Source organism: Pseudomonas sp. B21-009, from assembly GCF_024749345.1.
GTDB lineage: Bacteria > Pseudomonadota > Gammaproteobacteria > Pseudomonadales > Pseudomonadaceae > Aquipseudomonas.
In genome coordinates this window covers 3,618,677-3,641,952 of the sequence record NZ_CP087199.1, presented here as the reverse complement: position 1 = coordinate 3,641,952, position 23,276 = coordinate 3,618,677, and the positions used below count along the sequence as shown (strand labels likewise).

The 23,276-nt window shown below is 64.4% G+C and carries 25 protein-coding genes; 9 read left to right on the top strand and 16 right to left on the bottom strand.

All coding sequences use genetic code 11. From position 1 onward, the window contains the following. Positions 1–40: 40 nt before the first annotated feature. Together LOY34_RS16570 and LOY34_RS16565 are read right to left on the bottom strand one after the other, a co-directional pair. On the bottom strand, positions 41–1,141 hold the full coding sequence (locus tag LOY34_RS16570; RefSeq protein ID WP_093381322.1) for a sigma-54-dependent Fis family transcriptional regulator: 1,101 nt from the start codon (positions 1,139–1,141) through the stop codon (positions 41–43). 10 nt (positions 1,142–1,151) lie between these two features. Further along, positions 1,152–2,327 (bottom strand): acyl-CoA dehydrogenase family protein, encoded by a 1,176-nt coding sequence (locus tag LOY34_RS16565; RefSeq protein WP_123566204.1) that lies wholly within the window; start codon positions 2,325–2,327, stop codon positions 1,152–1,154. A 214-nt stretch (positions 2,328–2,541) separates the two neighbouring features. Between LOY34_RS16565 and LOY34_RS16560 the strand changes: the two genes are divergently transcribed. Then, positions 2,542–2,757: a molybdopterin-binding protein gene (locus tag LOY34_RS16560; protein WP_010227092.1), complete on the top strand. Its 216-nt coding sequence runs from the start codon at positions 2,542–2,544 to the stop codon at positions 2,755–2,757. Between the two features lie 54 nt (positions 2,758–2,811). On the opposite strand, the gene LOY34_RS16555 is transcribed toward LOY34_RS16560, so the two are convergent. Continuing rightward, on the bottom strand, positions 2,812–4,233 hold the full coding sequence (locus tag LOY34_RS16555; RefSeq protein WP_258663585.1) for a cytosine permease: 1,422 nt from the start codon (positions 4,231–4,233) through the stop codon (positions 2,812–2,814). A 211-nt stretch (positions 4,234–4,444) separates the two neighbouring features. Between LOY34_RS16555 and LOY34_RS16550 the strand changes: the two genes are divergently transcribed. After that, complete coding sequence (locus tag LOY34_RS16550; RefSeq protein WP_258663583.1) at positions 4,445–5,329, top strand: EamA family transporter; 885 nt, start codon at positions 4,445–4,447, stop codon at positions 5,327–5,329. Between the two features lie 10 nt (positions 5,330–5,339). Here the strand turns inward: LOY34_RS16550 and LOY34_RS16545 are convergent, their stop codons facing one another. Together LOY34_RS16545 and LOY34_RS16540 are read right to left on the bottom strand one after the other, a co-directional pair. Beyond that, positions 5,340–5,984, bottom strand: a complete 645-nt coding sequence (locus LOY34_RS16545; RefSeq protein ID WP_195884524.1) for a metalloregulator ArsR/SmtB family transcription factor — start codon at positions 5,982–5,984, stop codon at positions 5,340–5,342. Continuing rightward, on the bottom strand, positions 5,981–7,411 hold the full coding sequence (locus tag LOY34_RS16540; protein WP_123566208.1) for an MFS transporter: 1,431 nt from the start codon (positions 7,409–7,411) through the stop codon (positions 5,981–5,983). Before LOY34_RS16540 ends, LOY34_RS16545 begins: the two co-directional genes overlap by 4 nt. A 177-nt stretch (positions 7,412–7,588) precedes the next feature. Between LOY34_RS16540 and LOY34_RS16535 the strand changes: the two genes are divergently transcribed. The 3 genes from LOY34_RS16535 to LOY34_RS16525 all read left to right on the top strand — a co-directional run bounded on the left by LOY34_RS16535 (position 7,589) and on the right by LOY34_RS16525 (position 8,700). Continuing rightward, positions 7,589–7,909: a YbjQ family protein gene (locus LOY34_RS16535; RefSeq protein WP_045194264.1), complete on the top strand. Its 321-nt coding sequence runs from the start codon at positions 7,589–7,591 to the stop codon at positions 7,907–7,909. A 164-nt stretch (positions 7,910–8,073) separates the two neighbouring features. After that, complete coding sequence (locus tag LOY34_RS16530) at positions 8,074–8,259, top strand: hypothetical protein (RefSeq protein ID WP_045194262.1); 186 nt, start codon at positions 8,074–8,076, stop codon at positions 8,257–8,259. Between the two features lie 138 nt (positions 8,260–8,397). Further along, positions 8,398–8,700 carry a hypothetical protein gene (locus LOY34_RS16525; RefSeq protein WP_045194260.1) on the top strand — a complete coding sequence of 101 codons (303 nt, stop codon included), beginning with the start codon at positions 8,398–8,400 and terminating at the stop codon, positions 8,698–8,700. On the opposite strand, the gene LOY34_RS16520 is transcribed toward LOY34_RS16525, so the two are convergent. Together LOY34_RS16520 and LOY34_RS16515 are read right to left on the bottom strand one after the other, a co-directional pair. Next, on the bottom strand, positions 8,691–9,113 hold the full coding sequence (locus LOY34_RS16520; RefSeq protein WP_195884523.1) for a group II truncated hemoglobin: 423 nt from the start codon (positions 9,111–9,113) through the stop codon (positions 8,691–8,693). The two genes, LOY34_RS16525 and LOY34_RS16520, sit on opposite strands and share 10 nt — an antisense overlap. A 118-nt stretch (positions 9,114–9,231) precedes the next feature. Further along, a complete protein-coding gene (locus LOY34_RS16515; RefSeq protein WP_283817199.1) occupies positions 9,232–9,564 on the bottom strand; it encodes a hypothetical protein in 333 nt (110 codons plus the stop codon). A 362-nt stretch (positions 9,565–9,926) separates the two neighbouring features. Here LOY34_RS16515 and LOY34_RS16510 point away from each other — a divergent pair, with 362 nt between their 5' ends. Further along, the gene (locus LOY34_RS16510; protein ID WP_195884522.1) at positions 9,927–11,417 is read left to right on the top strand and encodes a DASS family sodium-coupled anion symporter; all 1,491 of its coding nucleotides are present in this window, start codon (positions 9,927–9,929) and stop codon (positions 11,415–11,417) included. A gap of 75 nt (positions 11,418–11,492) precedes the next feature. Here LOY34_RS16510 and LOY34_RS16505 read toward each other — a convergent pair whose 3' ends face one another. From LOY34_RS16505 to LOY34_RS16470, 8 genes are all read right to left on the bottom strand, one after another. Further along, entirely contained in the window at positions 11,493–12,038 is a 546-nt protein-coding gene (locus tag LOY34_RS16505; RefSeq protein ID WP_010226800.1) for a cupin domain-containing protein, read from the bottom strand. Between the two features lie 72 nt (positions 12,039–12,110). Then, positions 12,111–13,316 carry an MFS transporter gene (locus LOY34_RS16500; protein WP_045194250.1) on the bottom strand — a complete coding sequence of 402 codons (1,206 nt, stop codon included), beginning with the start codon at positions 13,314–13,316 and terminating at the stop codon, positions 12,111–12,113. 95 nt (positions 13,317–13,411) lie between these two features. Next, positions 13,412–15,913: a TonB-dependent siderophore receptor gene (locus tag LOY34_RS16495; protein ID WP_195884521.1), complete on the bottom strand. Its 2,502-nt coding sequence runs from the start codon at positions 15,911–15,913 to the stop codon at positions 13,412–13,414. An 86-nt stretch (positions 15,914–15,999) separates the two neighbouring features. Then, positions 16,000–16,953, bottom strand: coding sequence for a FecR domain-containing protein (locus LOY34_RS16490; RefSeq protein WP_045194246.1), 954 nt, complete (start codon positions 16,951–16,953; stop codon positions 16,000–16,002). Continuing rightward, entirely contained in the window at positions 16,950–17,480 is a 531-nt protein-coding gene (locus LOY34_RS16485) for a sigma-70 family RNA polymerase sigma factor (RefSeq protein WP_195884520.1), read from the bottom strand. Before LOY34_RS16485 ends, LOY34_RS16490 begins: the two co-directional genes overlap by 4 nt. Before the next feature lie 88 nt (positions 17,481–17,568). Continuing rightward, a complete protein-coding gene (locus tag LOY34_RS16480) occupies positions 17,569–18,822 on the bottom strand; it encodes an OprD family porin (RefSeq protein WP_045194242.1) in 1,254 nt (417 codons plus the stop codon). Between the two features lie 132 nt (positions 18,823–18,954). Then, positions 18,955–19,485 (bottom strand): cytochrome b, encoded by a 531-nt coding sequence (locus LOY34_RS16475; RefSeq protein ID WP_195884519.1) that lies wholly within the window; start codon positions 19,483–19,485, stop codon positions 18,955–18,957. Continuing rightward, a complete protein-coding gene (locus LOY34_RS16470; protein ID WP_195884518.1) occupies positions 19,482–20,528 on the bottom strand; it encodes a catalase family peroxidase in 1,047 nt (348 codons plus the stop codon). The genes LOY34_RS16475 and LOY34_RS16470 overlap by 4 nt, the downstream gene beginning before the upstream one ends. A gap of 131 nt (positions 20,529–20,659) precedes the next feature. Between LOY34_RS16470 and LOY34_RS16465 the strand changes: the two genes are divergently transcribed. The 3 genes from LOY34_RS16465 to LOY34_RS16455 all read left to right on the top strand — a co-directional run bounded on the left by LOY34_RS16465 (position 20,660) and on the right by LOY34_RS16455 (position 22,326). Continuing rightward, entirely contained in the window at positions 20,660–21,169 is a 510-nt protein-coding gene (locus LOY34_RS16465; protein WP_093381355.1) for a sigma-70 family RNA polymerase sigma factor, read from the top strand. Next, positions 21,166–21,915 carry an anti-sigma factor gene (locus LOY34_RS16460; RefSeq protein WP_045194234.1) on the top strand — a complete coding sequence of 250 codons (750 nt, stop codon included), beginning with the start codon at positions 21,166–21,168 and terminating at the stop codon, positions 21,913–21,915. Before LOY34_RS16465 ends, LOY34_RS16460 begins: the two co-directional genes overlap by 4 nt. Positions 21,916–21,990: 75 nt before the next feature. Continuing rightward, entirely contained in the window at positions 21,991–22,326 is a 336-nt protein-coding gene (locus LOY34_RS16455) for a DUF2790 domain-containing protein (protein ID WP_082075387.1), read from the top strand. Here the strand turns inward: LOY34_RS16455 and LOY34_RS16450 are convergent. After that, complete coding sequence (locus tag LOY34_RS16450) at positions 22,271–23,185, bottom strand: LysR substrate-binding domain-containing protein (RefSeq protein WP_195884517.1); 915 nt, start codon at positions 23,183–23,185, stop codon at positions 22,271–22,273. The genes LOY34_RS16455 and LOY34_RS16450 overlap by 56 nt on opposite strands. Positions 23,186–23,276: the final 91 nt, after the last annotated feature.

The following is a 23,276-nucleotide window of genomic DNA, read 5'->3' as shown; positions in this document are numbered from 1 at the left end:
ACAGGTTTGGTGTACACAGAGCCTGCCAGCGATAAGGCCATTAGATCGACAAATTCAGCACCCGCTCGCCCTGGGTACTGCCCCCGGGCTGCCGTCGATTCACCGCCAGTTCGCCCATCTTGATCAGCCGGGTGCGGGTGACGTTGCGGCTCAGGCCGAGCAAGTTGGCGGTGTGCACCTGGTTGTAATGACTGAAGCGGTAGGCCGCGCGCAACAGTGCGTCCTCGACCTTCTCGTGCAAGGCGCCGCCAGGTTGTTCGAAGAGTTTCTGGAAAGCCCGCGCCAGCAAGCCTTCCGCCGAATCATCGCTGCCGGGGCTGTCGTCGGCGCGTTCGATGCGCATGTTCGACAGGCGCAGGTCCTCCTGGCGGATCACGCCGTCACGGCAGATCAGCAAGGTGTGATGGATGACGTTTTCCAGCTCGCGGATGTTGCCCGGCCAGCCGTAGCTGCGCAGCTTGGCTTCGGCCTCGCTGCTGAGGCTGACCTGGCCATAGCCCAGGCGCTGGCTGTAGGCCTGGATGAAGTGGCGGGTCAGCGGCAGGATGTCGCCCGGGCGTTCACGCAGTGGCACAAGTTCCAGGCTGACGACGTCGAGGCGGTAGTACAGGTCTTCGCGAAAGTGCCCGGCGTTGATGGCTTTTTCCAGCTGCACGTTGGTAGCGGCCAGTACCCGCACATCGATGGCAATGCTCTTGCGCGAGCCCAGGCGTACCACTTCGCGCTCCTGCAGCACGCGCAACAGCTTGACCTGGATCGGCATCGGCAGGTCGCCGATCTCGTCGAGGAACAAGGTGCCGCCGTTGGCTTCTTCGAACCAGCCGGCCTTGGCACTGAGGGCGCCGGTGAACGCACCTTTTTCGTGGCCGAACAATTCGGCCTCGACCAGCGATTCGGAAAACGCTCCGCAGTTGACTGCCACGAACGGCTTGTCACGCCGGCCGCTGAGGTTGTGGATGTGCCGGGCGACCAGCTCTTTGCCGGTGCCGGTCTCGCCGATGATCAGCACGCTGGCTTCACTCGGCGCGACCCGCTGCAGGTGCGCCAGCAAGGCCCGTGACTTGGGGTCTTCGAACACCTGCGCGGTGGCGCGGATCGAGGTGGCCAGGGCCGGGGAGGGCGGTAGGGTCAACAATTGCATGGCGGTCACACTATGAGTAGAAGGTCGGAGTCGGCAATTGCCCGCGCAGGGCCCATTCACCGAGTTCGTGCAGCTTGTAGTCGAGCGGGTCGTGCAGGCTCTGGGTGCGCAGGTTGCGCCAGTGCCGGTCGAGGCCCACCGAGGCCTGGGTGGCGCGGGCGCCGGTGACTTCAAACACCTTGCTGCAAATCTCCAGGCCATCGCGGCTGGCGGCGACCTTGGCGGTAGCGATGCTCACCGCCAGGCGCCCGCGTTGTTCGGCGCTCAGCGCTGCGCCTTTGGCCCAGGCCTGGTCCAGCTCCTGGGCGGCCTGGTCAACCAGCAGCCGCGCACCCTGCAGGCGCACCCAGAAGTCGCCGAAATGCTTGAGTACATACGGGTCGGCGCTGCTCTGTTCGGCGAGCGATTTGAACCATGGCCGCGACTCGCGCAGGGCATAATCCCGGGCCTCTTCGAAAGCGCCCTCGGCGATGCCGAGGAAGATATTGGCGAAATGCAGCTGGGCAATCAGCGGCCGCAGGCAGGCGAACGGCGTGCTCAAGGGACCGGGGTCGAGCAGCAGGTCGCTTTCTTCCACCCGCACCCGTTCGAAGCTGGCGCTGCCGCTGTCGGTCTGGCGCTGGCCCATGTTGTGCCAGTCGTTGTGCAGGGTGATGCCGGTGCGCCCGCTGGGGATCGCCGCAATCAGCAGCTTGCCGCCGGCGCTCTCGTCCACCGCCGAGGCGATGAGCATCTCTGAATCGCTGGCGCCGGAGCAGAAGCTTTTTTTACCGGAGAACTCGCGAAAGCTGCCACGGTCCTTGACCACCGTGCGGGTGTCCAGCGGGTTGAGGGCATTGCCCCAGAACCAGCTCTTGCGCGCGGTCAGTTCGAACCATGGCTGCCACTGCGCGGGCGTGGCAAACAGGCGCACGGTGGCGAGCATCAGGTGATGAAAACCAAACACGTGGGCCAGGGAACTGTCGACCCGGGCGAATTCACGAACCACCTCGAAGGTTTGCCTCCAGCTGGCGCCCAGCCCACCGAACTCGCGAGGGATGCTCAAGGCCAGCAGGCCGCTGCTGCGGATGGCATCGCGTTCAGCCTTGGGCGTGCCGCCCTGGCGGTCGCGCTCGACGGCGCTGCGGGCGAACTCGCTGGCCAGTTCCCGGGCGATGTGCAAAGGGGTCGATGGAGTGCGGTGCAAAGGTGGCGCTCACTTGCTCGATGAGGGTGGTACCGATGCTAAAGGATCTAAAAAACTGAAAATAAATAACGTTTGGGTCTTTCGATATGTCGATTTGTATATTTCGTTTTGTTCTATATTCGTAATTATTTATTCTTTTTAATTTTATTCGCTCGAGAGCAATCTGCACCTCAAGCACTGCGCGGCAGTGCACCCCAGGACGAGGAAGCAGCACATGACCATCAAGGCGATCAACGTACGCAATCAGTTCAAAGGCACGGTCAAGGAGATCATCGAAGGCCCGGTGGTATCGGAAATCGACGTACAGACCTCCGCCGGCATCGTCACCTCGGTGATCACCACCCGCTCGGTGCACGAGCTGGAGCTGCGGGTCGGCAGCGAAGTGATTGCCTTCGTCAAATCCACCGAGGTGTCGATCGCCAAGCTATGAAGGGCAGGAACAAAAACAGGCCGAGCCCCGGTGACGGGGCTCGGCCTTTTTGTTTCAGGACTGGCTGGTTTGCGGCAGGATCATTTGCGCCGGGGCTTCGGCGGCCTTGCGCCGTGCGACCAGGTAATACAGCACACTCGGTACGACCAGGCCGATGATCCACGACAGGTCGACGCCCCCCAGGTGGGCAACCATCGGGCCGGTGTAGAGCTTGGTGGAAATGAACGGCATCTGCACCAGCACGCCGATGGTGTAGACGATGATGCCAGGCAGGATCCAGCGCCCGTAGCGGCCGTTGGGGTCAGCCAGCGCCGGCACGTCGTAGCGCTCCTTGGTGATGAAGTAGTAGTCCACCAGGTTGACCGCGCTCCAGGGTACGAAGAAGGTCAGCAGGAACAGGATGAACGACTTGAACGCAGCCAGGAACGAATGCTGGCCGAGCAGGGCGATCAACGTCGAAGCGCCAACGATGGCGAGGACGAAGAACAGCCGCTGGCGGCGGGTGACTTCGATGTGCCCGCGAAAGCCACTGATGATGGTGGCGATGCACATGAAGCTGCCGTAGGAGTTGAGGGTCGAGATGGTCACCTTGCCGAAGGCGATGCTGAAGTACAGCAGCGCGGCGGTGGCGCCGGTACCGCCCAGGCCGACGATGTAGGCCACTTCACGGCCGGAGAACTGGCCGTTGGCAATCGCCGCGGCAAACACCCCGAGGACCATCGACGCCTGGGCGCCGACCACCGAGCCCAGGCCTGCGGCGAGGAAGGTCTTGAACGATGAGGTGTTGCTCGGCAGGTAGCGCGAATAATCCGCGACATAAGGGCCGAACGAGATCTGCCAGGACGCCGACAGCGACACCGCGAGCAGGAACGAGGCCCAGGTGAAGTGGCGGTTCTCCAGCAACTGGCCGATGTCGCTGATGACCATGATGCGGCTGAACAGGTAGACGAAGGCGATGATCCCCAGCACGCTGGCCACCCGGCCGATCCAGTGGATCATGCGGTAGCCGAACACCGTGGCAAGGACGATGACCCCGGCGAAAATCAGAATGCCGGCGCTGTCGCTGACGCTCAGCAACTGGCCGATGGCCTGGCCCGAGAGCACCGTGCCGGTGGCGGTGAAACCCAGGTACATCAGGCACACCAGGGCAATCGGGATGGCCGCGCCGTACACCCCGAACTGCACGCGGCTGGAGATCATCTGCGGCAGGCCGAGTTTCGGCCCTTGGGCGGCGTGCAGGGCCATGACCGCGCCGCCGACCAGTTGCCCGAGCAGCAGGCCGATCAGCGACCAGAACACATCGCCACCGAGCACCACGGCCAGGGCCCCGGTAACGATTGCGGTGATCTGCAGGTTGGCACCCAGCCACAGGGTGAACTGGCTGTAGAGGCGTCCGTGTCGTTCGTTTTCCGGGATGTAGTCGATCGAGCGCCGCTCGATCAGGGGCTTGCTGCGCGAGGCATTGGCCTGGGTCATTGCTCGGGATCTCCGCCTATTGTTGTGTTGTCGCGGTCGGGTCGCCAGCCGAACGCAGGCGGGCGACTGAAACAGATATGAGCATGTATATACAAATACAGTCAAGTGGAGGTGTCGGCTTTGCGGCACCCATCCGTCGCGATGGATGCTGCGATGATTTCGTGCATAAGGTTATGCTGTTGCGAAATATTACAAAGCCGTTGAGGGAAGCATGCCGTTAAAGGATTTGCTGTTGGCGCTGGTGGTGATTGTCGCCTGGGGCGTCAATTTCGTGGTGATCAAGGTCGGCCTCGATGGCTTGCCGCCGATGTTGCTGGGCGCCTTGCGCTTTGCCCTGGTGGCGTTTCCGGCGGTGCTGCTGGTCAAGCGCCCGCAGTTGCCCTGGCGCTGGCTGATTGCCTACGGCGCGACCATCTCCCTGGGCCAGTTCGCCTTTCTCTTCGAGGCCATGGGCAATGGCATGCCGCCGGGGCTGGCGTCGCTGGTGCTGCAATCCCAGGCGTTCTTCACTCTGTTTTTTGCCGCGATCTTCCTTGGCGAGCGGCTGCGCGCGGCCAGCGTGCTGGGCTTGCTGGTGGCCGCCGGTGGCCTGGCCCTGATCGGCAGCGAAAACGGCGCCAGCGTGCCGTTTTTCGCCTTGCTGCTGACCCTGTGCGCCGCCGCGATGTGGGCCATGGGCAATATCATCACCCGGCGTTTCGGCAATATCGACCTGGTGGCCCTGGTGATCTGGGGCGGGTTGGTACCGCCGCTGCCGTTTCTGGCGCTGTCGTGGTGGCTGGAAGGCCCCGAGCGGATCGAAAGCTCGCTGCGCGGCATCGGCTGGAACTCGGTGCTGGCGCTGGCCTACCTGGCGTTTATCGCCACCATGCTCGGCTACAGCCTGTGGAGCCATCTGCTGTCGCGCTACCCGGCCGGCAAGGTGGCGCCGTTTTCGTTGCTGGTGCCGGTGGTGGGCCTGAGCTCTTCGGCCTTGCTGCTGGACGAGCGCCTGACCCCGCTGCAAGGCTGGGGCGCGCTGCTGGTGATGGCCGGGCTGTTGATCAACGTCTTCGGCCCGCGCCTGCGCCAGTTGTTGCTGGCGCGGATGGCCTAGCCGTGGGCGATTACGCCGGCATAACCCGGTAAACACAACGCCGATCACCGCTCAGCAGGTGTTCGCAGCGCTCCACCTGCGCCTGCTCACCGAGCGCGGCCTGGAACACCTGCAGCTCCGAGCGGCAAAACCCCTGGCAGCGGCTGGCGGCCACGCAGATCGGGCAGTGGTTTTCGATGATCAGCCAGCCGTCGCCGCAGGCCTGCATATGGGCCATGTAGCCGGCCCGCTCACGCAGTTGCACCAGCACCCGCACTTTATCTTCCAGCCCCTGGGCCTGGTTGCAGGCCTGCTGGTATTCGGCGCGGCTGCTGGCTTCCATGCGGCTGATGAGCTGGTCGACCCCCTCGGGGCCGAACACCTGTTCGACGCTGTCGATCAGTTGCAGGGTCAGCACACTGTGGGTGTCGGGAAAGCGCCGCTGGGCGGCGTCGGTCAACATCCACTTTTGCGAAGGCCGCCCGGCGCCAGTGCTCGGGACACTGATGCCATTGATTTGCCCGGCGGCCTGCAGCTTCTGCAGGTGCTGGCGCGTGGCCTCGAAGCTGATCTGCAGCAGGCTGGCCAGGTCGGTGGTTTTCAACGCGCCGCGGGTCTTGAGCAAGAACAGGATGCGCTCGGCGCTTGAGGTGCTATCGAGGTTGCTGAGGCTCATCGGGCCATGACCTTGGGTGCAGTGCCAGTCAGGCGCCAGACCAACAGCCAGGTCAGCAGTGGCGCGATGGCAAACACCGCGAACAGCCAGGTCGCGGCCTGTTGCGCGCCAGCGACGCCGCCCGGCTCGACCAGCCCGGCACTGTTGCTGACCACCCCGGCCAGGGCTGCCGCCAGCGCCGTGGCGTAGAGCTGCACGGTGGTGATCGATGCCGAGGTCAGGTTTTCTTCACCGGGTGGCGCGGCGCTGAGCACCTTGGTCAGCAAGTGCGGCCAGCCCAGGCCGATTCCCAGGCCCACGCCGGCCAGCGCCAGGCAATACACGGCCAGGCCGCCAGTGCTGCCCAGCCAGGCCTGCTGGCCGGTCATCAACGCCAGCCCCAGCAGGGCCGCAAGGACAATGCCCGGGCCGACGCGGATCATGCGCTCGGCGGCCTCACCGGTGCGGCTGGCGCTGCATAGCGCGGCCAGGGTCCAGCCCGCCGCCATGGCCGCGGTCATGTAGCCGGCGGCCAGCGGGCTGAGGCCGTGAATGGCCTGGAGGAAGTAGGGGACGAAAATTTCCGTGGTCACTGCCGCAATCAACAGGCACATCACCGCATACAACTTGCCCAGTGAGGTGCCCAGGGAATAAGCACCAGAAGGCAGCAAGCGGCGCTCGGGCTGGTGGTCGAGGCGGGCGATGAGCACTGCGAGGGCCAGGCCCGCGCCAATCCCGAGCAGGTTCCACAGCAGTTGCTGGGCCAGGCTGGCGGCAGAAATCGCCAGCACCGAGGCGACCAGGCAAGCAATCAGGCCATAGGGTGGGCGAGTGGCCCGGGTGCTGGCAGCCACCTTGCCGTGCAACTGGTTGATGACGATCAGCGCCAGCAGCGCCGCCACCGGCAGCAGCGACCAGAACGCCCAGCGCCAGTGGCCGCCCTGGGCAAAGATACCGCCTACCGCCGGCCCGCACAGGGTGGCCACGCCCCACATGCCCGAGACCATGGCCATGGCCCGGGGCCACAGGCGCTCATCGAAGATCAAGCGGATCAGGGCATAGCTCAGGGCGAACAGGATACCGCCGCCCAGGCCCTGGACGCTGCGACCGATCAGCAGCACCGGCATGCTCGGCGCGGCGGCGCAGATCACCGAGCCCAGGCTGAACACCGCCAGGGCCAGGAGAAAGGCCGCCCGCGCGCCCAGGCGCTCGATCAATTGCGCCGAGAGGGTCGAGCCGATGATCGAGGTGGCGACAAACAGCGTGGTGCTCCAGGCATAAAAGGCCAGGCCGCCGATATCCGCGATCACTGTGGGCAGGATGGTGGTGACGATATAGACGTTGATTGCATGCAGGGCGACGCCGCCGGCCAGGGCGATCGAGCGCAGGGCATTGCGCCCGTGGAGCAGTTCGGCCCATGACGCGGGCTGAGGGTGGGCGGTGTTCATCGGCGACTCCTTCGCAAGTAAGGCGGCAATGGAAGGGGAGTCTAGGTGGCTGGCATGTATTACACAACCTATTGCTTGTATAAATGGCCACGCAGCAGCCGGCGGTTTTGTTACCATCGCGCTTTTTCCGCCCGCTCAACTGCGGGCGGCTGACAGGCAAGGCCGAAGGAGAGCAGCATGATCATTACCACCACAGGGACCATCGAAGGCCGGGAAATTTCCGCCTATCTGGATGTGGTCAGCGCCGAGTCGGTTCAGGGTATCAACGTGGTTCGCGATATGTTCGCCAGTTTCCGCGACTTTTTCGGTGGCCGTTCGCAAACCCTGGAAAGTGCGTTGAAAGAAGCGCGCATCCAGGCCACCGACGAAATCCGCGCCCGCGCGCGCAGCCTGCAGGCCGATGCGGTGGTCGGCCTGGACTATGAAATCAGCATGCCCTCGGCCCGTGGCGGCATGGTCGTGGTGTTCGTTACCGGTACCGCGGTGAAGCTCAGGTAAACGCCAGGGGTGCGACAAAACAGCCCGGCCATTGGTCGGGCTTTTTTGTTCTTGCCCGTGCGGTCCACAAATGACCGGCTAGTCTCAGAGTCACCAGGGTCAGTACTTTTCTGGGCAATCATCTGCTTGCCGGTACTGGTCCGCCATCGGAGGGAGACTGGGGCATGATTGAATCCTACATTGAGGACCAGGGCGACGAATTTCCCATCAACAGTGTGGTGCGCTGTGGCCAGAGCGGCTATCGCCTGGGCTTTGCCAACATGACGCTGGATGATGCGCAGGTGCGCCTGAACGCGCTACAGCGCAGCAAGAAGGGTAAGTTCACCCCGCGCTTGCCAGCGAAGAAGTAAACGAATCGACCACCACCCCGCCCAACGGCGGGGTTTTTTTTGCATTGTTTGACCTTGCGCAAAGGTTGCGCGGCTGGCGCTCGCCTGATGCCGGGTTGTGTGCCTTACTAATGCCGCCATCAATACAGGAGCCATTCGATGCGTATCAGGGAAGAGACCTACTGGAACTGGGCTGACGCACAACTGCACAGCCGCAGCCATGACGAACAGCTCAGCGACGGCACCAGTATCGACGTTCAGGTGAGGCTGTCGCGCACCGGCGCCACTCAGTTGTTCCTCGGCATCTATACGCGCCAGGGCAAGGCGCTGGTCGAGGAGTACCACGACAATCGCCCCGGCGAGACCATGACCCGCGCCATGGTCTGGGGCGTTGACCGCGCCAGGGCGCTGGCCACCGGTGCCTTGCCGCTGGAGAAGGCGCCGCTGCGCCGTCAGGCCTGAGGGTGACGGGCGCGGCTGGCCTGGACGATGCGTTCGGCCGGCACGCGCAGTTGGCGCAACAGGTACTCGGCAAATTCTGCAGAATACTCCTGCAGGTTAATCGCCTGTTGCATACAGCCCAACCAGATAGCGCTGTGGCTTTCATTGATCGGCCATTGGGCATGGAAGGCCGGGATGGCGATCGGGCCATAGCGCTCACTGAACAGCCGCGGGCCGCCGAGCCAGCCACTGAGAAAACACGCCAGCTTATCGCGCGAAGCTTCCAGGTTTTGCGGGTGCATCTGGCGCACGGTCCGTGCCTCGGGGTTTTCATCCATCAAGCGGTAGAAGTCATCGACCAGGCGGCGCAGGCCGTCGATGCCTCCGGCGGCCTGGTAGGAGGTGTCACCGGTTCCGAAAGCTGGCTGGGTCATAAGCGGGCTCTTGGCGCAAAGGGGGGCATTCTAGCCCTGTACCGCCATAAATAAAAAAGCCCAATCCGCGTGGATTGGGCTCAAGCGTGGCTGGGGCAGTGCCGCACCCCAGCGACCCTTAGCAGAGACGGTCGATCACCGCGACGCCAGGCTTGTTCTGCAGCGCAGCCCACTCGCTTTGCAGGGTCTGCAGAACCCGACCGACATATTGAGTGTCGGCGGCGGCCTTTTTGCCAACGTAGCCCTGGCCGCGACGGTACATCTTCAGGCGGGCACGCATGTTCGGCTTGCGTTCTTCGAACTCGGCTTCGTCGCTCATGGTTTCCAGGCTGTCCAGGTGAACTTCACCGGTTTTGCAAACCCAGAGGATGTGGCTGTCGAGAGTGTCCTTGCGCGCGGCGAACAGCCGGGCCAGTTCTTCAACAGTCGGTTGATTGTTCAGATTCATCATAAAGCCCCCTTGACCATTCGTTGTTTGTTCGCACTTGGCGCATAACATGTAGCGTTAAATGAAAGCTGCTACAGCAGCGTCACAACTGGGGGCTTCTACACGCTGCCTTTTGGGCAGTACCCATCCGCACACAGCTCATGGATCTGTCGAGCTGCCTGGAACACCCTTGCCAGTACCCCCGATCGGGGAGACGACCTCATCATGCAAGGGGCGACGAACGGCGTCAACAGGTTTTGTAGTGTTTTTTTCAAGGCACTACATCTTGTCGGACAATGCCTCGAATTCGGGGCATTGATGCGTATCAGTCTGCGCAAAAGCGATCTGCGCGATCATGGCCGCACATGTTCTAAAGGGAGTTACCGATGAATTCGCCGGCCAATGTGCCTGTCTCACAAACCGCCAGAGCCCGCGTGCCGATTGGCCTGCTGGTCGGTATCGCAGCACTGGTCGGGGTGCTGTTGCTGCCGATGCCCGCCGACTTGCCAGTGGCCGGCCACCGGGTGCTGGCGATTCTGGCTTTTGCCGTGGTGGTGTGGATCAGCGAAGCGGTGTCGTACGAAGCCAGCGCGATCATGATCACCTCGCTGATGGCCTTTTTGCTCGGCACGGCGCCGACGGTGGCCGACCCTTCGGTGATCTACGGCTCCTCGGCCGCCATCACCCTGGCCCTGACCGGTTTTTCCAACAGTGCCCTGGCCCTGGTGGTCGGTGCCTTGTTCATCGCCGCGGCCATGACCCACACCGGGCTGGACCGGCGTATCGCCCTGGTGACCTTGTCGAGCATCGGCGTCAGCACTCGGCGCATCCTTCTGGGGGCGGTGGCCGTCACCGTGCTGCTCAGCCTGGTGGTGCCCAGCGCCACCGCGCGCAGTGCCTGCGTGGTGCCGATCATGATGGGGGTGATCGCCGCCTTTGGTGTCGACAAGCGCTCGAACATCGCCGCCGGGATCATGATCATCGTCGCCCAGGGCACCAGCATCTGGAATATCGGCATCCAGACTGCCGCGGCGCAGAACCTGCTGACCGTCGGCTTCATGGACAAGATGCTCGGTGCGCGGGTGTCGTGGATCGACTGGCTGATCGCTGGCGCGCCGTGGGCAGTGATCATGTCGGTGGTGCTGATCGTCCTGGTGCTGAAAATGCTGCCGCCCGAAAGCGATGCGATTCCGGGTGGCAAGGCGGCAGTAAGCAAGACCCTGGCCGAGCTCGGACCGATGACCGGCGCGCAGAAACGTCTGTTGGGCGTGTCGCTGTTGCTGCTGCTGGCCTGGGCCACCGAGGGCAAGCTGCATCACTTTGACACCACTTCGACCACCTATGCCGGGCTGGTGATCCTGCTGCTGCCACGGGTAGGGGTGATGACCTGGAAAGATGTGCAGGCGCGCATTCCCTGGGGCACGGTGATTGTCTTCGGGGTAGGCATCAGCCTGGGTACTACCTTGCTTACCACCCAGGCCGGGCAATGGCTGGGCGCGCAAGTGGTGGCCCATACCGGGCTGGATCAATTGGGTACCCTGGGGGTGTTCTCGATCCTTGCGGCCTTTTTGATTCTGATTCACCTGGGCTTTGCCAGCGCCACCGCCCTGACCTCGGCGCTGCTGCCGATTTTGATTGCGGTGTTGCAGACCTTGCCGGGGGACTTCAGCCGCCTGGGCATGACCATGGCCCTGGGCTTTGTGGTCAGCTACGGCTTTATCTTGCCGATCAACGCGCCGCAGAACATGGTCTGCCTGGGCACCGAGACCTTCACCGCCAAACAGTTCGCCCGGGTGGGGATCATCGTCACCCTGATCGGTTATGGGCTGATGCTGGTGTTTGCCGCGACCTGGTGGCAGTGGCTAGGCTGGATGTAGCAGCAAGGTTCATCGCGGGGCAAGCCCGCTCCTACACAGGTCCTGTAGGAGCGGGCAAGACCCGCGATCGCACCATCAGAAGTTCGCCGGGGTGTTGGCGCTGATGATCTCGGCCTCATCCTGGCCGATATTCTTGAAGCTGTGGGGCAGGGTGGTGGGGAAGTAGTAGCCGTCACCGGAGTTGAGGATGCTGACCTGGCCATCGACCCGCAATTCGATGGTGCCACGGGTCACCAGGCCGCACTCTTCGCCCTCGGCGTGCACGATCGGCTCGCCGGAGTCGGCGCCCGGCGCGTACAGCTCGCGCAACATGCGCATTTGCCGGCCTTCGACACTGGCCCCGACCAGCAGCATGCGCAGGCCGCTGTTGCCCAGGTCGGGCTGTTCGGTCGAGCGGAACACAAAGCGTTCTTCGCGGATCGGCTCGTCAAAACTGAAGAACTCCGCCAACGACATCGGAATGCCTTCAAGCAGCTTTTTCAGGGAACTGACCGAAGGGCTGACGCGATTCTGCTCGATCTGCGAGATCGTCGAGTTGGTCAGGCCACTGCGCCGAGCCAGCTCCCGTTGGGAGAGTTTGTTGCGTTCACGCACCAGTTTGAGTCGTGTCCCCGTGTCCATAGCCGCCTTATGTGTCAAAAATTTTGGGCGAGGCATTAAAACACATTCGAACCGGCTTTAGCGGCCCACCTGTTAGGCGGGCTTTTTCGGCTGCGGCCACAGCCCGACCAACAACAGCAGCGCCGCGACAATCAGGTACGGCAGGCGCGGATCGACGGCGTAGATCAGGGTCCCGGCCAGCGGCCCGATGACCACCCCCAGGCCCTGCACGGCGCCGATGGAACCGGCCGTGGCGCCTTGCTCGGAGGCGTCCATGGCGTTGGCCGCCAGCGCCGAAAACGCCGGGAACACCCAGCCCATGCCGCAGGCCGAGAAAAAGAAGCACGCCCACAGGCCCACGGCGCTGGTGGCCAGGGCGCTGGCGGCAAAGCCTGCGGCGGCGATGCTGGCGCCGACGCGGATCATCCGCAGCGGTGGCCATTCGAGCTTGCGCACCAGGATCTGCGCCAGAATCAACGCCACGCCGACCATGGTCAGGGCGACGCCAGCGGTTTGCGCAGCATCGGCCGGGGCCATGCCCAGGCGGTCGAGGGCGAAGAAACCGACGGTGATCTGCGCCACCGACACGCTGAGCATCGCCACGAAGGCCACCAGCAATGGCCGGCGCAGGCGCGGGTCGGCCAGGCGCACCGGGCGTGGCGGCTGTTTGAGGTGCAGTTCCTGGCGCTTGAGCTTGAGCAGCAGCACAAACGCCAGCATCGGCAGCACCGCCATTACATAGAACGGCAGGCTCAGGCTGAAGCGCGCCAGCACCGCCGCCAGGGCCGGGCCGATGACCAGGCCGAAAGCGTTGGCCGCCCCCAGCGAAGCCATGGCCCGGGCGCGGTGCCGGGGTTCGATATTGTCGGCGATCAGCGCCGCGCCACCGACCGGCAACGCCGCGTAAAAAGCGCCGATCAGGCCGCGGCCCAGCACCAGCCCGGCAAAGGCCAGGGCGGCGCTGGGCAGCAGGTGCAAGGCGGTATCGATGAACAGGCACAACGCCCAGTAGGCGACGGTGAAACCCGCGGTGCCGAGCAGCAACACCTTGCGCCGCCCCAGGCGATCACTGGCACGGCCCCAGGGGCGGGCCAGGAGCATCCAGATCACCCCGGCAACCGTTACCGCCGCGCCGGCTTGCCAGGTGGCCAGGCCGAGAGTGCGGGCAATCGGGCCGATCAACGAGACGAACGCCATCATCGCCATGGTGCAGGCCATGTTCGCCGCCAGCAGCGGGCGCAGGTCAAAGGGGGAGCGCTCGCTATGGTCGAGCACGGCAGGGTCCGTTGCGGTGGTCATGGGCTATCCGGGGCAGGTGAGGGGCAAAGCGGTCGACGACCGTCAAAAGATGATAACGATTATCATCGGTTGGCGTCGACCGCAAATCGCCGGCCTCAGAAATCGCCCTTGAGGGTCACCATGAAATTGCGCGGTTCACCATAGAAGTTGCCCCAGGCCAGGGCGCCGACGCTGGAGTAGTAGTGCTTGTCGAACAGGTTGTTGCCGTTGACGGCAATGCTCCAGTTGTCGTCCAGTTTGTAACCCACGCGCGCGTTCCAGATCGCATAGCCGGGCTGTTCGGTTTTCGCCGCGCGGTCCTGGTAGTGGTTGTCGCTTTGCGCATTGACCCCGCCGCCCAGGCTCCAGCGTTGCAGCGGGCCGTCCAGTTGGTAGTCGGCCCAGACCCGCAGCAGATGGCGCGGTACGTAGCTGGCGGTGAAGGTGGCGTCCTGGCTGGTGCTGTTGGTCTTGAGGTACTCAAGCTCGGTGTAGGTGTAGCCGGCCAGTACCTGCAGGCGCTCGGCCAGCTCGCCGCTGAGTTCGGCTTCGAAGCCCTGGGCGCGGACCTTGCCCTTGTCGCTGTAGCAGTAACCGTCGGAGGAACCGGCGCACACCGAGTCGTAATCGGCTTCGGCGCGGTGCGCCTCGATGGTGCGGAACAGGTTGAACGCCGCGTTCAGGCCGCCATCGAGCCATTCGCCCTTGATCCCCAGCTCGTAGTTGGCGCCGGTCTTGGGCTGCAGCGGGCTGCCCTGGGCATCGGTGTAAGTGCCTTGGGGCTGGAAGATGTCGGCGTAGCTGCCGTACACCGACCAGGTCTCGTCCAGATCGTAGATCAGTGCGGCGAACGGTGTGACCTGGCCGTTTTCCTGGCTGCGGTCGTGCTGCCAGTAGTCCCAGGCCTGGGTGTAGGAGTCGCGCTGGCTGCGGTACCAGCTGACCCGGCTGCCAAGCACCAGGGTCAGGGGTTCGGCCAGTTTCAGGCGCAAGGTTGCATAGGTGCCGATCTGCCGGGTGTCGCTTTCCACCGGCAGCGGGCCGCCACGGTAGGAGGCCGTCTGGTACAGGCTGTCTGGCGGCTTGGGAATGTCGCGGTCGGGGGCGAAGGGGTTCATGGTCACGCCCATCAGCTGGGTCATGTTGATCAGCGCGTAGCTGTCGCTGCCCTTGGCCCGGCTGGCGTTGGCGCCGACGATCAGCTCGTGCTCCAGGCCCCAGGCGGTGAATTTGCCGTCCAGGTAGGCATCCATGCCGTAGTCGTGCTGGTCGTAGTCGAACACGCCGGAGTACAGCTGGCTGTTGGCCGAAGTGCTGCCGACCGGCACGCTGCCCAGGGTCATGGCGTACTGCATGTCCTGGGTGTTGTGGCTGTGCATGGCGGCGACTTTCAGCAGCCACTGGTCATTGAAGTGGTGGGTAAGGTCGGCGAACAGGTTGACCCGCTGGCTTTCCCAGCTGTTCCAGGTCGCGCCCAGGCAGGTGGAACGCGACAGTTTCAGGTCCGAACCATCGCTGTAGCGTGGCAGGCCCTGCCAGCAGGGGGTGGCATTGAGCTTCTCGTAGGCGGCGCCGATGCCCAGGGTGGTGGCGTCGTTGAAGTCGTAATCGAGGGCGCCGTAAACCACCTGGTCGTCGCGCTTGCCCATGTCGTAGAAGTACTGGCGGTCCTGGCCGGCGACCACCAGGCGGCCGCGCAGGCTGCCGGATTCGTTCAGCGGGCCGCCGGTGTCGAGCTGGGCGCGGTAGTTGTCCCAGGAGCCGGCTGAAAGGCTGACACTGGTGGCGGCCTTTTCCTGCCCGCGTTTGCGAATGAAGTTGACCCCGCCGGCGGAACTGCCCGAGCCCTTGAGCATGCCAGCGGCGCCGCGCAGCACTTCGACGCGGTCGTAGTAAGCCATGTCGCTGGCGAAGCTGTTGGCCTGTACATAGTTGCCACCCAGGTCCAGCGGCACACCGTCGTACTGGTACTGGCCGGCGAGCATGAAACCGCGCGAGTAGAAGTATTTACCGCCCATGGGCGAATCGTGCACGGTGATCCCCGGGGTTTTCTCCATCACCTGTTCGAGGGTGGTGAGGTTCTGCTCATCCATCATCTTGCGGGTGATGACCGTCACCGATTGCGGCGTTTCGCGCAGCGAATGCTCGCCCTTGGCGAAACTGACCTGGCGCGCGGTGAAGCTGTCGGTGGTTTCCATCGGCGCCTGCAAGGTGCTGGCGCCAATGGTGGTTGCACCCAGCTCCAGCGCACCGTTGCTGGCCGGCAGCGGGCGCAGCGAGTAGCTGCCATCGGCCTGGCGATAAGCCTGCAGGCCGCTGCCGGTGAGGATCCGGCTCAAGCCTTCGAGCACCCCGAAGCGGCCCTGCAGGCCCGGGCTGTGCAGGCTGGCAGTCAACTGCGCGTCATACGACAGGTTGACCCCGGCGGCTGCGGCAAAGCTGCCCAGCACCCGGCTCAGGGAACCTGCTTCGATGGCGAAGACCTGGCCGCTGCTGGTGCTGTCGCTCTCTGCCGCCTGGGCAACAGTGACGGGCAGCAGGGGCAGGGCCAGGGCGGCAGCCAGCAGATGGCGGCCAATCAACTGGGGAAGGGGGGCACGGGGGAAGCGGGGTTGCATGGAAATCCTCTTCGTTCGCAAATGAGATTATTTCCTACAGAGGCGGACGAACGAAAAAAAACAGGCACCCCCCTGGCTGAAAAAATTCAACTCAGGTCGACACTGACCCAGAAGCGGTTGTAACGACGCACCTTGAGCTTGAACGAGGTGGCCAGGGCCGACAGCGCCGCATCGCTGTCGGTGAGCGAGAACGTCCCGGAAACCCGTAGCCCTTCAAGCTCGCTGGAGTAGGACAACAGCCCAGGGCGGTAGCGGCCGAGTTCGTCGAGCAACTCGCCCAGGCGCCAGTCCTCGACGATCAGGTGCCCACCGGTCCAGGCCGCTTCGCTGCTGGCGACGGCCTGCGCGGCCTGCACCGCATGGCTGTCGAACTGGCAACGCTGGCCGGCCTCGAGGCGTCGTGCCGGGGCCTGGCGCGGGTTGATGCGCACCGCATGCTCGAACACTTCGACCCGGCTGGCGGCCTCGCGCTGATCAACGCTGAAGCGCGTGCCCAGGGCTTCGACCAGGCCCTCGGCGGTTTCCACCCGTAACGGGCGCTGGCGGCCGTCTTTGCCGCTAGTAAGAAAAATCCGCCCGTGGCGCAGGCGAATCAGGCGTTGCTGATCGTCGAAGCGGATGTCCACGGCGCTGGCGGTGTCGAGCACCAATTGGCTGCCATCGGCGAGGCGCAGGTGACGGATTTCGCCGGTGGCGCTGTGCTCATCCGCCAGCCACTGCTGCGCCGGCTGGCTGCGGTAGCTGGCCCAGCCACCAAGGCCAAGGCCGCTGGCCAGCAGCAGGCCTTTGAGCACACTGCGCCGGGGCAGGCCCTGGGCTTCGCTGCGTTGCAAGGTGTCGAAGGCCAGCGCCCCCGGCACACTGGCCAGGCGCCCCTGCAACTGCTCGACCCGTGCCCAGGCCCAGCGATGCTCGGCGGCGCTGGCCAGCCACACCTGCCAGGCCTGCTGCAGTTCGGCCGGGGCATCGCCGGCGGCCAGTTGCACATGCCAGCGGGCGGCGGCTTTGAGGGCCTGGCGTTGGCGTTCGCGGTCAGTCATGGCTGGGCATCGAAGGCGAGCAGCAGGCAGCGCTCGGTGGTCTTGATCAGGTATTTTTTCACCGTGGTCAGCGACACGCCCAAGGCAGCGGCGATTTCCACGTAGGTCATGCCCAGCCAATTGGCCATCAGAAACGCCTTGCGCGCCTTGGCGCCACAGCCGGCCAGCAGTTGGTCGATTTCCCGCAGGGTTTCCAGAATCAACACCTGCTCTTCGGTGGAGATCTGCTCGGCTTCCGGCTGCGCGGCCAGGGCTTCGAGGTAGGCGCGTTCCAGTTGCTGACGGCGGAAATGATCGATCATCACCCGCCGCGCCACAGTTACCAGGTAATTGCGCGGCTCACGCAGCAGGCGCACCAGTTCCAGCGCCTCGGACGAGGCGAGGATGCGCACGAAGGTGTCCTGCATCAGGTCGGCGGCGCGCTGCGGGCAGCTCAGGCGCCGGCGCAACCAGTGTTGCAGCCACAAGTGATGGTGCTGGTAGAGCTGGCCGAGCTCGGCATTGGGCGGTGACGGCGGTGCGCTCATCCTGGCTGCATCCCGAAAAAATGATGCAGATGATAAGCATTCCCAAAAAACTAATAAAGGGTTGTTTTCACACTGCCGCCGCCCGTGTTTACCAGAGGGCCAGGGTATAGCCGACGATCAGGCGGTTCTCGTCGATATCGGTGGTTAAGCCGCCACTGGAGCGGAAGGTGGCATTGCGCAGGCGCACACTGACATTCTTCAGCGGCCCGCTTTGCACCACGTAGGCAATGTCGGTATCGCGCTCCCATTCCTTGCCGCCGCTGACACTGGCGGTCTCGATATGGCTGCCGTTGACGTAGCGGGTCATGAAGCTCAGGCCCGGCAGGCCGAGGGCGGCGAAGTTGTAGTCGTAGCGCGCTTGCCAGGCATCGGTCTCGGCCTTGGTGAAGACGTTGACGGTGACCAGGTTGACCGAATAAGGGTCCAGGCCCGGGTAGGCAAAATCGCCGTCGCCAGAAAGATTCTGGTAACCGAGGCCGAACTTGTGCGCGCCCACGCCCAGGGTAAGCATGCCGTTGAAGAAGCGGTTGTCGATCTTGCCACCATCGACCCGTGAGGTTGCGCGCAGGTCGTGGCTACCCTGTTCGCGGGTGTCGAAGTAGCGCAGGTCGCTGCGCAGGTTGATGCCTTCGGCCAGGGGCAGGTCGTGGACCAGTCCGGCGTAGTGCTGGCGGTAGATGTCCTGCATTTGTGCGTAGTAGTAACTGACGGCCAGGCGCGGGTTGATCGCGTAGGTGCCGCCGGCCAGGTCCAGGTGGTTGCTTTCGACCCCGGCATAGCTCATCTCGTCGTTGCTCGAGGAGTCGCGCAGGTTCTGCTTTTCCAGGCGACCGAGGTTCAAGGTCAGGCCGTCGATGTCTTGCGAGGTCAGCAGGCCGCCGCTGTAGGTCGAGGGCAGCAGGCGTACGTCGTTGATCGCCGCCACCGGCAGCATCGGTTGCAGGGTGCCGAGCTTGAGGGTGGTCTTGCTGACGCGCAGCTTGGCGGTCAGGCCCAGCTCGCTGTAGTCGTCGACCGGCTCCTGGCTGGCGCCAAAGGGCAGCAGGCCGGTGCCACGGCGGTCGCGGCTGGAGTCGAGCTTGACCCCCAGCTCACCCAGGGCATCGAGGCCGAAGCCTACGGTGCCTTCGGTAAAACCCGACTCCATTTTCAGGATAAAACCCTGGGCCCACTCCCGCGCCTGGCTCTGCGGCGCACCGCTCTGGCGAAAGTCGCGGCTGAAATAGAAGTTGCGCGTCTCAAGGCTGGCCTTGCTGTCCTTGATGAACTCGGCCTGGGCCAGGTAGGGGGTGAATGCGGCGCACAGGCCGGCACTCACCGTCAGCGAACGGGGCAGAAGCATTAGGGCTACCTTTGTTGTTGTTGTGTGTGGCGGGTGCCAGGTGTCTCTGCCTATATTGTTAACATATTATCTTTATTTTTGAATAGACCTCTTTAGGGCGGAAATGGCCAGGAATGAAAAATAATTAAGATATTAATTCTTTGGTAACGGCCCCGGCCACATGCTGCGCAGCACGCCATCACGGCGGATCAGCCCGTGCACCAGCGCTGCGCCCAGGTGCACCAGCACGGTGGCAAACAGCACATAGGCCAGCCAAGCGTGGGCCTGGCGCAGCAGGGCATACAGCTGCAGGTCGTGGGGCAGCAGCGCCGGCAGTTGCAACGGCAGCGGGTAGCCACCGGCAGACTGCATGCCCCAGCCCAGCAGCGGCATCGCCAGCATCAACCCGTACAACAACAGGTGCGAAGCCTTGGCCGCCCAGCGCTGCGGTGCTGGCACGTCGGCGGGCAGCGGCGGGTGCGGCAGGCTCAGGCGCAGGACGATGCGCACAATCACCAGCAGCAACAGCGCAAGGCCAATGGCCTTGTGCAGGCTGATCAACCAGGTATGGCGCGGCGACAGGTCGCTGACCATGCTCACGCCCACAAACAGCATGGCCAGGATCAGCACGGCCATCAGCCAGTGCACGGCGCGGGCCAGGGGGTGGAAGGCAACAGGTTTCATGGGCGGGCTCCCAGCTGCGCGGCTTCACGGGCGCGACGGTTGAAGGATTCCGAGTAGGCCGCCGAGCGGGCTGCGAGGATCGGGTCTGCGGACGGCCGGATGCCGCTCGGCAGAATCAGCGGGTCGAAGTTCAGGTCGCGACAGGCGCCTTGCTCCGCGGCATCGACCTGGTCGATCACCAGGGTGCCGGCGTTCACCGTGGGCCGTTGCGCGGGCCAGGGCTGGCTGGGGTCATCGACGGCATCGCCGGCTTCGGCCAGGGTCAGTTGCAAGGTCCAGCGCAGCGGGCCCTGGCCCAGGCGCTGGCGCAGGTCGTGTTGCAGGTAGTCGCGATCATCGACCTGGGCCGGCAATGCGGCGAACGGCGTTTGCGGCAGCAGGCTCCAACGCACGAAGCGGGCCTTACCAGCGGCGTCGATCAGGGCAAAGGCATTGATGCTGTTGTAGCTTGAGTTGGCGAAACTGTCCGAAGCTTGGTAGTCCTTGGCCCATTGGCGAAAGGCGGCGCTTTCCGGATGGGCGGCGAAAAACGCCTGCAGGCGCGCTGGGTCCGGTTTGCCGGTAGCCGGGTCCGGGGTCATGGCCAGTACCTGCTGGTAGAAGGCTTCGGGCGTGCCTACCGCCAACACCGGCGGGGTATTCATGCCGGTTCGCCACAGTTGGCCATCGTCGCTGCTCAGTTGCAGCGCCAGGCTACGGGTCGGCACGCTGGCATCGGCGCTGTGGGGGTTGGCGCCGCCGATGGCGAAGCGGCCGATCACCGGCACCCGGGCCTGGCTGAATGCCCGCGCGGTGGACAGCTTGGCCGCCGCGCCGCTGCTCTGGAAGTAGCCGCTGACGCACAGGCCCTTGGCGTGATTCTTACGGTAGCCGGGATAGTGCCCGGCCTGGTCTTCGAAGGTGTCGATAAAGCGCTTGGGGCTCAGGCGTTCGGCGCCGATCCAGCCTGCGGTGTAGGCAAAGCCAGCGGCCAGGGCCGCCAGCCCGAGGCCAATGGCAGCCAGGCGCAGAGCGCAGGGGCGGCCGTGTAACGGAGTGCTCATGGCGGTGATCCGGGTCAGTGAATGAGCCGGTACGACGCCGGTCGCAGAAATTTATTCCAACGCCCGGGAATAATTATTCACCGCCAGCGTCTGCCTCGTACACTGATCGCCTACAGGCCAAGACTGCGGCAATGAACGAACTAGACGACGAGCAATTGCGCGAAATGCTTCAGCGCCTGCGCCGCTTCGCCCTGTGGCTGACGCGCGAGGCCAGCAGCGCCGATGACCTGGTCCAGGCCACCGTCGAGCGCGCCTTGAGCCGCCGCGGGCAACAGCGGCAAGAGGGCAGCTTGCGCGCCTGGTTGTTCTCGATCCTGTACCGGCAGTTTATCGACGGCAAACGCCGCGAACGCCGCCAGGCGCGCTGGCTGGCCTGGTTCGGCCGTGGCGAGGAGGCGGGCAGCAACACCGAAGACATCGTTGTTGCCCAGTCGGGCCTGGCGGCGTTTGCGCAGTTGCCCACCGAGCAGCGCGCCTTATTGTTGTTGGTCAGCGTCGAAGGCCTGAGTTACAAGGAGGCCGCGCTGGCCCTGGATGTGCCGATTGGCACGGTGATGTCACGCTTGTCGCGCGCCCGTGCGGCCATGCGCGAACTGGCCGAGGGCAACACCCCGCCCGCGGCGCTGCGGAGGTTGAAATGAGCTTGATCCCGTCTGATCACGAATTACACGCCTATGTTGACGAGCGCCTGGACAGCGAGCGGCGCCGGGCGGTGGAGCTGTACCTGGCGGCCAACCCCGAACAGGCGGCGCGGGTCGAAGCCTGGCGCAACGATGCCCGCCAGTTGCGCGCGGCGCTGTCCGGCTTTGCCGGGCAGGCGCCCAACCCGCGCCTGGACCCGGCCAACGTACGCCGTGAGCTGCGCCGTCGGCGCCAGCGGCGCTGGGCCAGTGCTGCGGTGCTGCTGGTTACCCTGGGCATCGGCGGCCTGGGCGGCTGGCAAGGGCGCGAGGCGATTCTGCTGGCCAGTAACCCGCCGATGGCTGATGCCGTGCAGGCCCATCGGTTGTTCGCCGACGCCAAGGCCCTCGACCTCAGCGCCCAGGACCCGGCGCGCCTGCAGGCCTGGCTGGGCCAGCACTTTGCCCATGTCGGCAACCTGCCGGACCTCTCGGCCTACGGCTTCACCCCGGTGGGCGCGCGGCTGCTGAGCAACGAGCAGGGGCCGGCGGCGCTGCTGCTGTTCGAGGACGCCCAGGGTCAGCGGGTCAGCCTGTTCTTGCGCTCGCCGGGTGAGCACTACGTGCGCATGCCCAGTGGTGAGCGCACCGACGGCCAGTTGCAGGCCCGCTACTGGTCGCGAGGTGACTACAACTACGCCCTGGTCAGCGCCGCGTCTGACAGCCGCGGTGAGCAATTGCGTCAGGCCCTCGGTATCACTTTGTAGCTGGAATACCATTAGCGGCGTAAGCTCGAAACCGTTGTTCCTGTTGTCATTTCACTTCATTCGAGGTACCCGCCAATGAAGCGCATGCAAGGTTTGGTAATGGCCGCAGTGGTTCTGCTGGCCGGCCAAAGCGCGCAGGCTTCGGCACCAGAGGTAAAGGATGCGCGTCTGGTTGCCCATGAGCAGGCAGTGCAGGCCTATGCAGCAAGAACCGGCAAGAGCGTCCCCACTATCCAGGACTTTACCTACGGCAAATCTGTGGATGTCGCCCGTCTGATCGAACAGACGCCCATGGCCCGCGGCTGCGAAGCGGCGCCGATGCTGATGACCTTCGAGGACTCCAGTGGCCAGCTGGTTACCCTGCGTTATCGGCTCGAAGGTCAGTGCCCGCGTTTTCAGTCAACGCGATAAAGCGCCCCGGCAGCGGCGAGGGATCGTCGCTGCGCCACATCAGGTACAGCCCCAGGCGCGGGCTGGCCTCGCGCAAGCGGCAAAAGCGCAGCCCCGGCTGGGCATTGGCCTGGGCGGCTGCGGCCGGCACCAGGGCGATGCCGAAGCCGCAACCGACCAGGTTGATCAGCGTTTGCAGTTGCGCCGCCTGCTGGCTGATGCGCGGGTAAAAACCCGCGCTTTGGCACAGGTCGAGCAGTTGCTGGTGATAGCCTGCGCCCAGGGCTTGTGGGGTGAAGACAAAATCTTCATCGGCAAAATCCGCCAGGCTGACAGCCGCTTCGCCAGCGCGCGGATGTTCACTCGGCAGTGCCAGCAAGATTTCTTCTTCCAGCAACAAACGGCTGCTCAGGCGTTCGCTCATCAGTGGCAATTGGCGGACCACGGCAATATCCAGTTGATCATCGAGCAACTGTTCGACCAACTGCGCCGACGACCCCTGCTGCAGCTCCAGCTGTACCTTGGGCCAGTCGCTGCGAAACTGCTTGAGCGCGTTGAGCAGCAGCGGATAGCCCGCCAGCGCCAGGCTGCCGATACGCAGTTGGCCGGCGATGCCTTCGGCGACCTGGCGTGCCTGGACGATGCCGTGCTCCAGGGTTGCCAGAGTCGCCCGCGCGGTATGCACAAAGCTCGCGCCGGCGGCCGTCAGCGCCACGCCTCGGGAGTGTCGGGTAAACAGGGCAAAGCCCAGGCGCTGCTCAAGCCGGGCGATGGCCTGGCTCAGCGGCGGCTGGGCCATGTGCAGGCGCTCGGCGGCGCGGTGAAAGTGCAACTCCTCGGCCACGGCGATGAACTGGCGCAGCAGGCGGGTTTCGATCACGGGGGGCGTCCTTGGATCAGAAAAGCAGCCTGATTATGACCGAAAAATCGCCGTCTCAGATTGATGGCACTTTGTATGCGCTCTAGTATCT

Excerpts from the sequence above, each read along its gene's own strand:
- LOY34_RS16475 (WP_195884519.1), bottom strand. The coding sequence starts at position 19,485 with ATGAAACCTGTTGCCTTCCACCCCCTGGCCCGCGCCGTGCACTGGCTG.
- LOY34_RS16500 (WP_045194250.1), bottom strand. The coding sequence starts at position 13,316 with ATGACCACCGCAACGGACCCTGCCGTGCTCGACCATAGCGAGCGCTCC.
- LOY34_RS16560 (WP_010227092.1), top strand. The coding sequence starts at position 2,542 with ATGACCATCAAGGCGATCAACGTACGCAATCAGTTCAAAGGCACGGTC.
- LOY34_RS16495 (WP_195884521.1), bottom strand. The coding sequence starts at position 15,913 with ATGCAACCCCGCTTCCCCCGTGCCCCCCTTCCCCAGTTGATTGGCCGC.
- LOY34_RS16485 (WP_195884520.1), bottom strand. The coding sequence starts at position 17,480 with ATGAGCGCACCGCCGTCACCGCCCAATGCCGAGCTCGGCCAGCTCTAC.
- LOY34_RS16535 (WP_045194264.1), top strand. The coding sequence starts at position 7,589 with ATGATCATTACCACCACAGGGACCATCGAAGGCCGGGAAATTTCCGCC.
- LOY34_RS16530 (WP_045194262.1), top strand. The coding sequence starts at position 8,074 with ATGATTGAATCCTACATTGAGGACCAGGGCGACGAATTTCCCATCAAC.
- LOY34_RS16545 (WP_195884524.1), bottom strand. The coding sequence starts at position 5,984 with ATGAGCCTCAGCAACCTCGATAGCACCTCAAGCGCCGAGCGCATCCTG.
- LOY34_RS16550 (WP_258663583.1), top strand. The coding sequence starts at position 4,445 with ATGCCGTTAAAGGATTTGCTGTTGGCGCTGGTGGTGATTGTCGCCTGG.
- LOY34_RS16480 (WP_045194242.1), bottom strand. The coding sequence starts at position 18,822 with ATGCTTCTGCCCCGTTCGCTGACGGTGAGTGCCGGCCTGTGCGCCGCA.
- LOY34_RS16515 (WP_283817199.1), bottom strand. The coding sequence starts at position 9,564 with ATGATGAATCTGAACAATCAACCGACTGTTGAAGAACTGGCCCGGCTG.
- LOY34_RS16505 (WP_010226800.1), bottom strand. The coding sequence starts at position 12,038 with ATGGACACGGGGACACGACTCAAACTGGTGCGTGAACGCAACAAACTC.
- LOY34_RS16540 (WP_123566208.1), bottom strand. The coding sequence starts at position 7,411 with ATGAACACCGCCCACCCTCAGCCCGCGTCATGGGCCGAACTGCTCCAC.
- LOY34_RS16490 (WP_045194246.1), bottom strand. The coding sequence starts at position 16,953 with ATGACTGACCGCGAACGCCAACGCCAGGCCCTCAAAGCCGCCGCCCGC.
- LOY34_RS16465 (WP_093381355.1), top strand. The coding sequence starts at position 20,660 with ATGAACGAACTAGACGACGAGCAATTGCGCGAAATGCTTCAGCGCCTG.
- LOY34_RS16525 (WP_045194260.1), top strand. The coding sequence starts at position 8,398 with ATGCGTATCAGGGAAGAGACCTACTGGAACTGGGCTGACGCACAACTG.
- LOY34_RS16555 (WP_258663585.1), bottom strand. The coding sequence starts at position 4,233 with ATGACCCAGGCCAATGCCTCGCGCAGCAAGCCCCTGATCGAGCGGCGC.
- LOY34_RS16520 (WP_195884523.1), bottom strand. The coding sequence starts at position 9,113 with ATGACCCAGCCAGCTTTCGGAACCGGTGACACCTCCTACCAGGCCGCC.
- LOY34_RS16510 (WP_195884522.1), top strand. The coding sequence starts at position 9,927 with ATGAATTCGCCGGCCAATGTGCCTGTCTCACAAACCGCCAGAGCCCGC.
- LOY34_RS16570 (WP_093381322.1), bottom strand. The coding sequence starts at position 1,141 with ATGCAATTGTTGACCCTACCGCCCTCCCCGGCCCTGGCCACCTCGATC.
- LOY34_RS16460 (WP_045194234.1), top strand. The coding sequence starts at position 21,166 with ATGAGCTTGATCCCGTCTGATCACGAATTACACGCCTATGTTGACGAG.
- LOY34_RS16470 (WP_195884518.1), bottom strand. The coding sequence starts at position 20,528 with ATGAGCACTCCGTTACACGGCCGCCCCTGCGCTCTGCGCCTGGCTGCC.
- LOY34_RS16455 (WP_082075387.1), top strand. The coding sequence starts at position 21,991 with ATGAAGCGCATGCAAGGTTTGGTAATGGCCGCAGTGGTTCTGCTGGCC.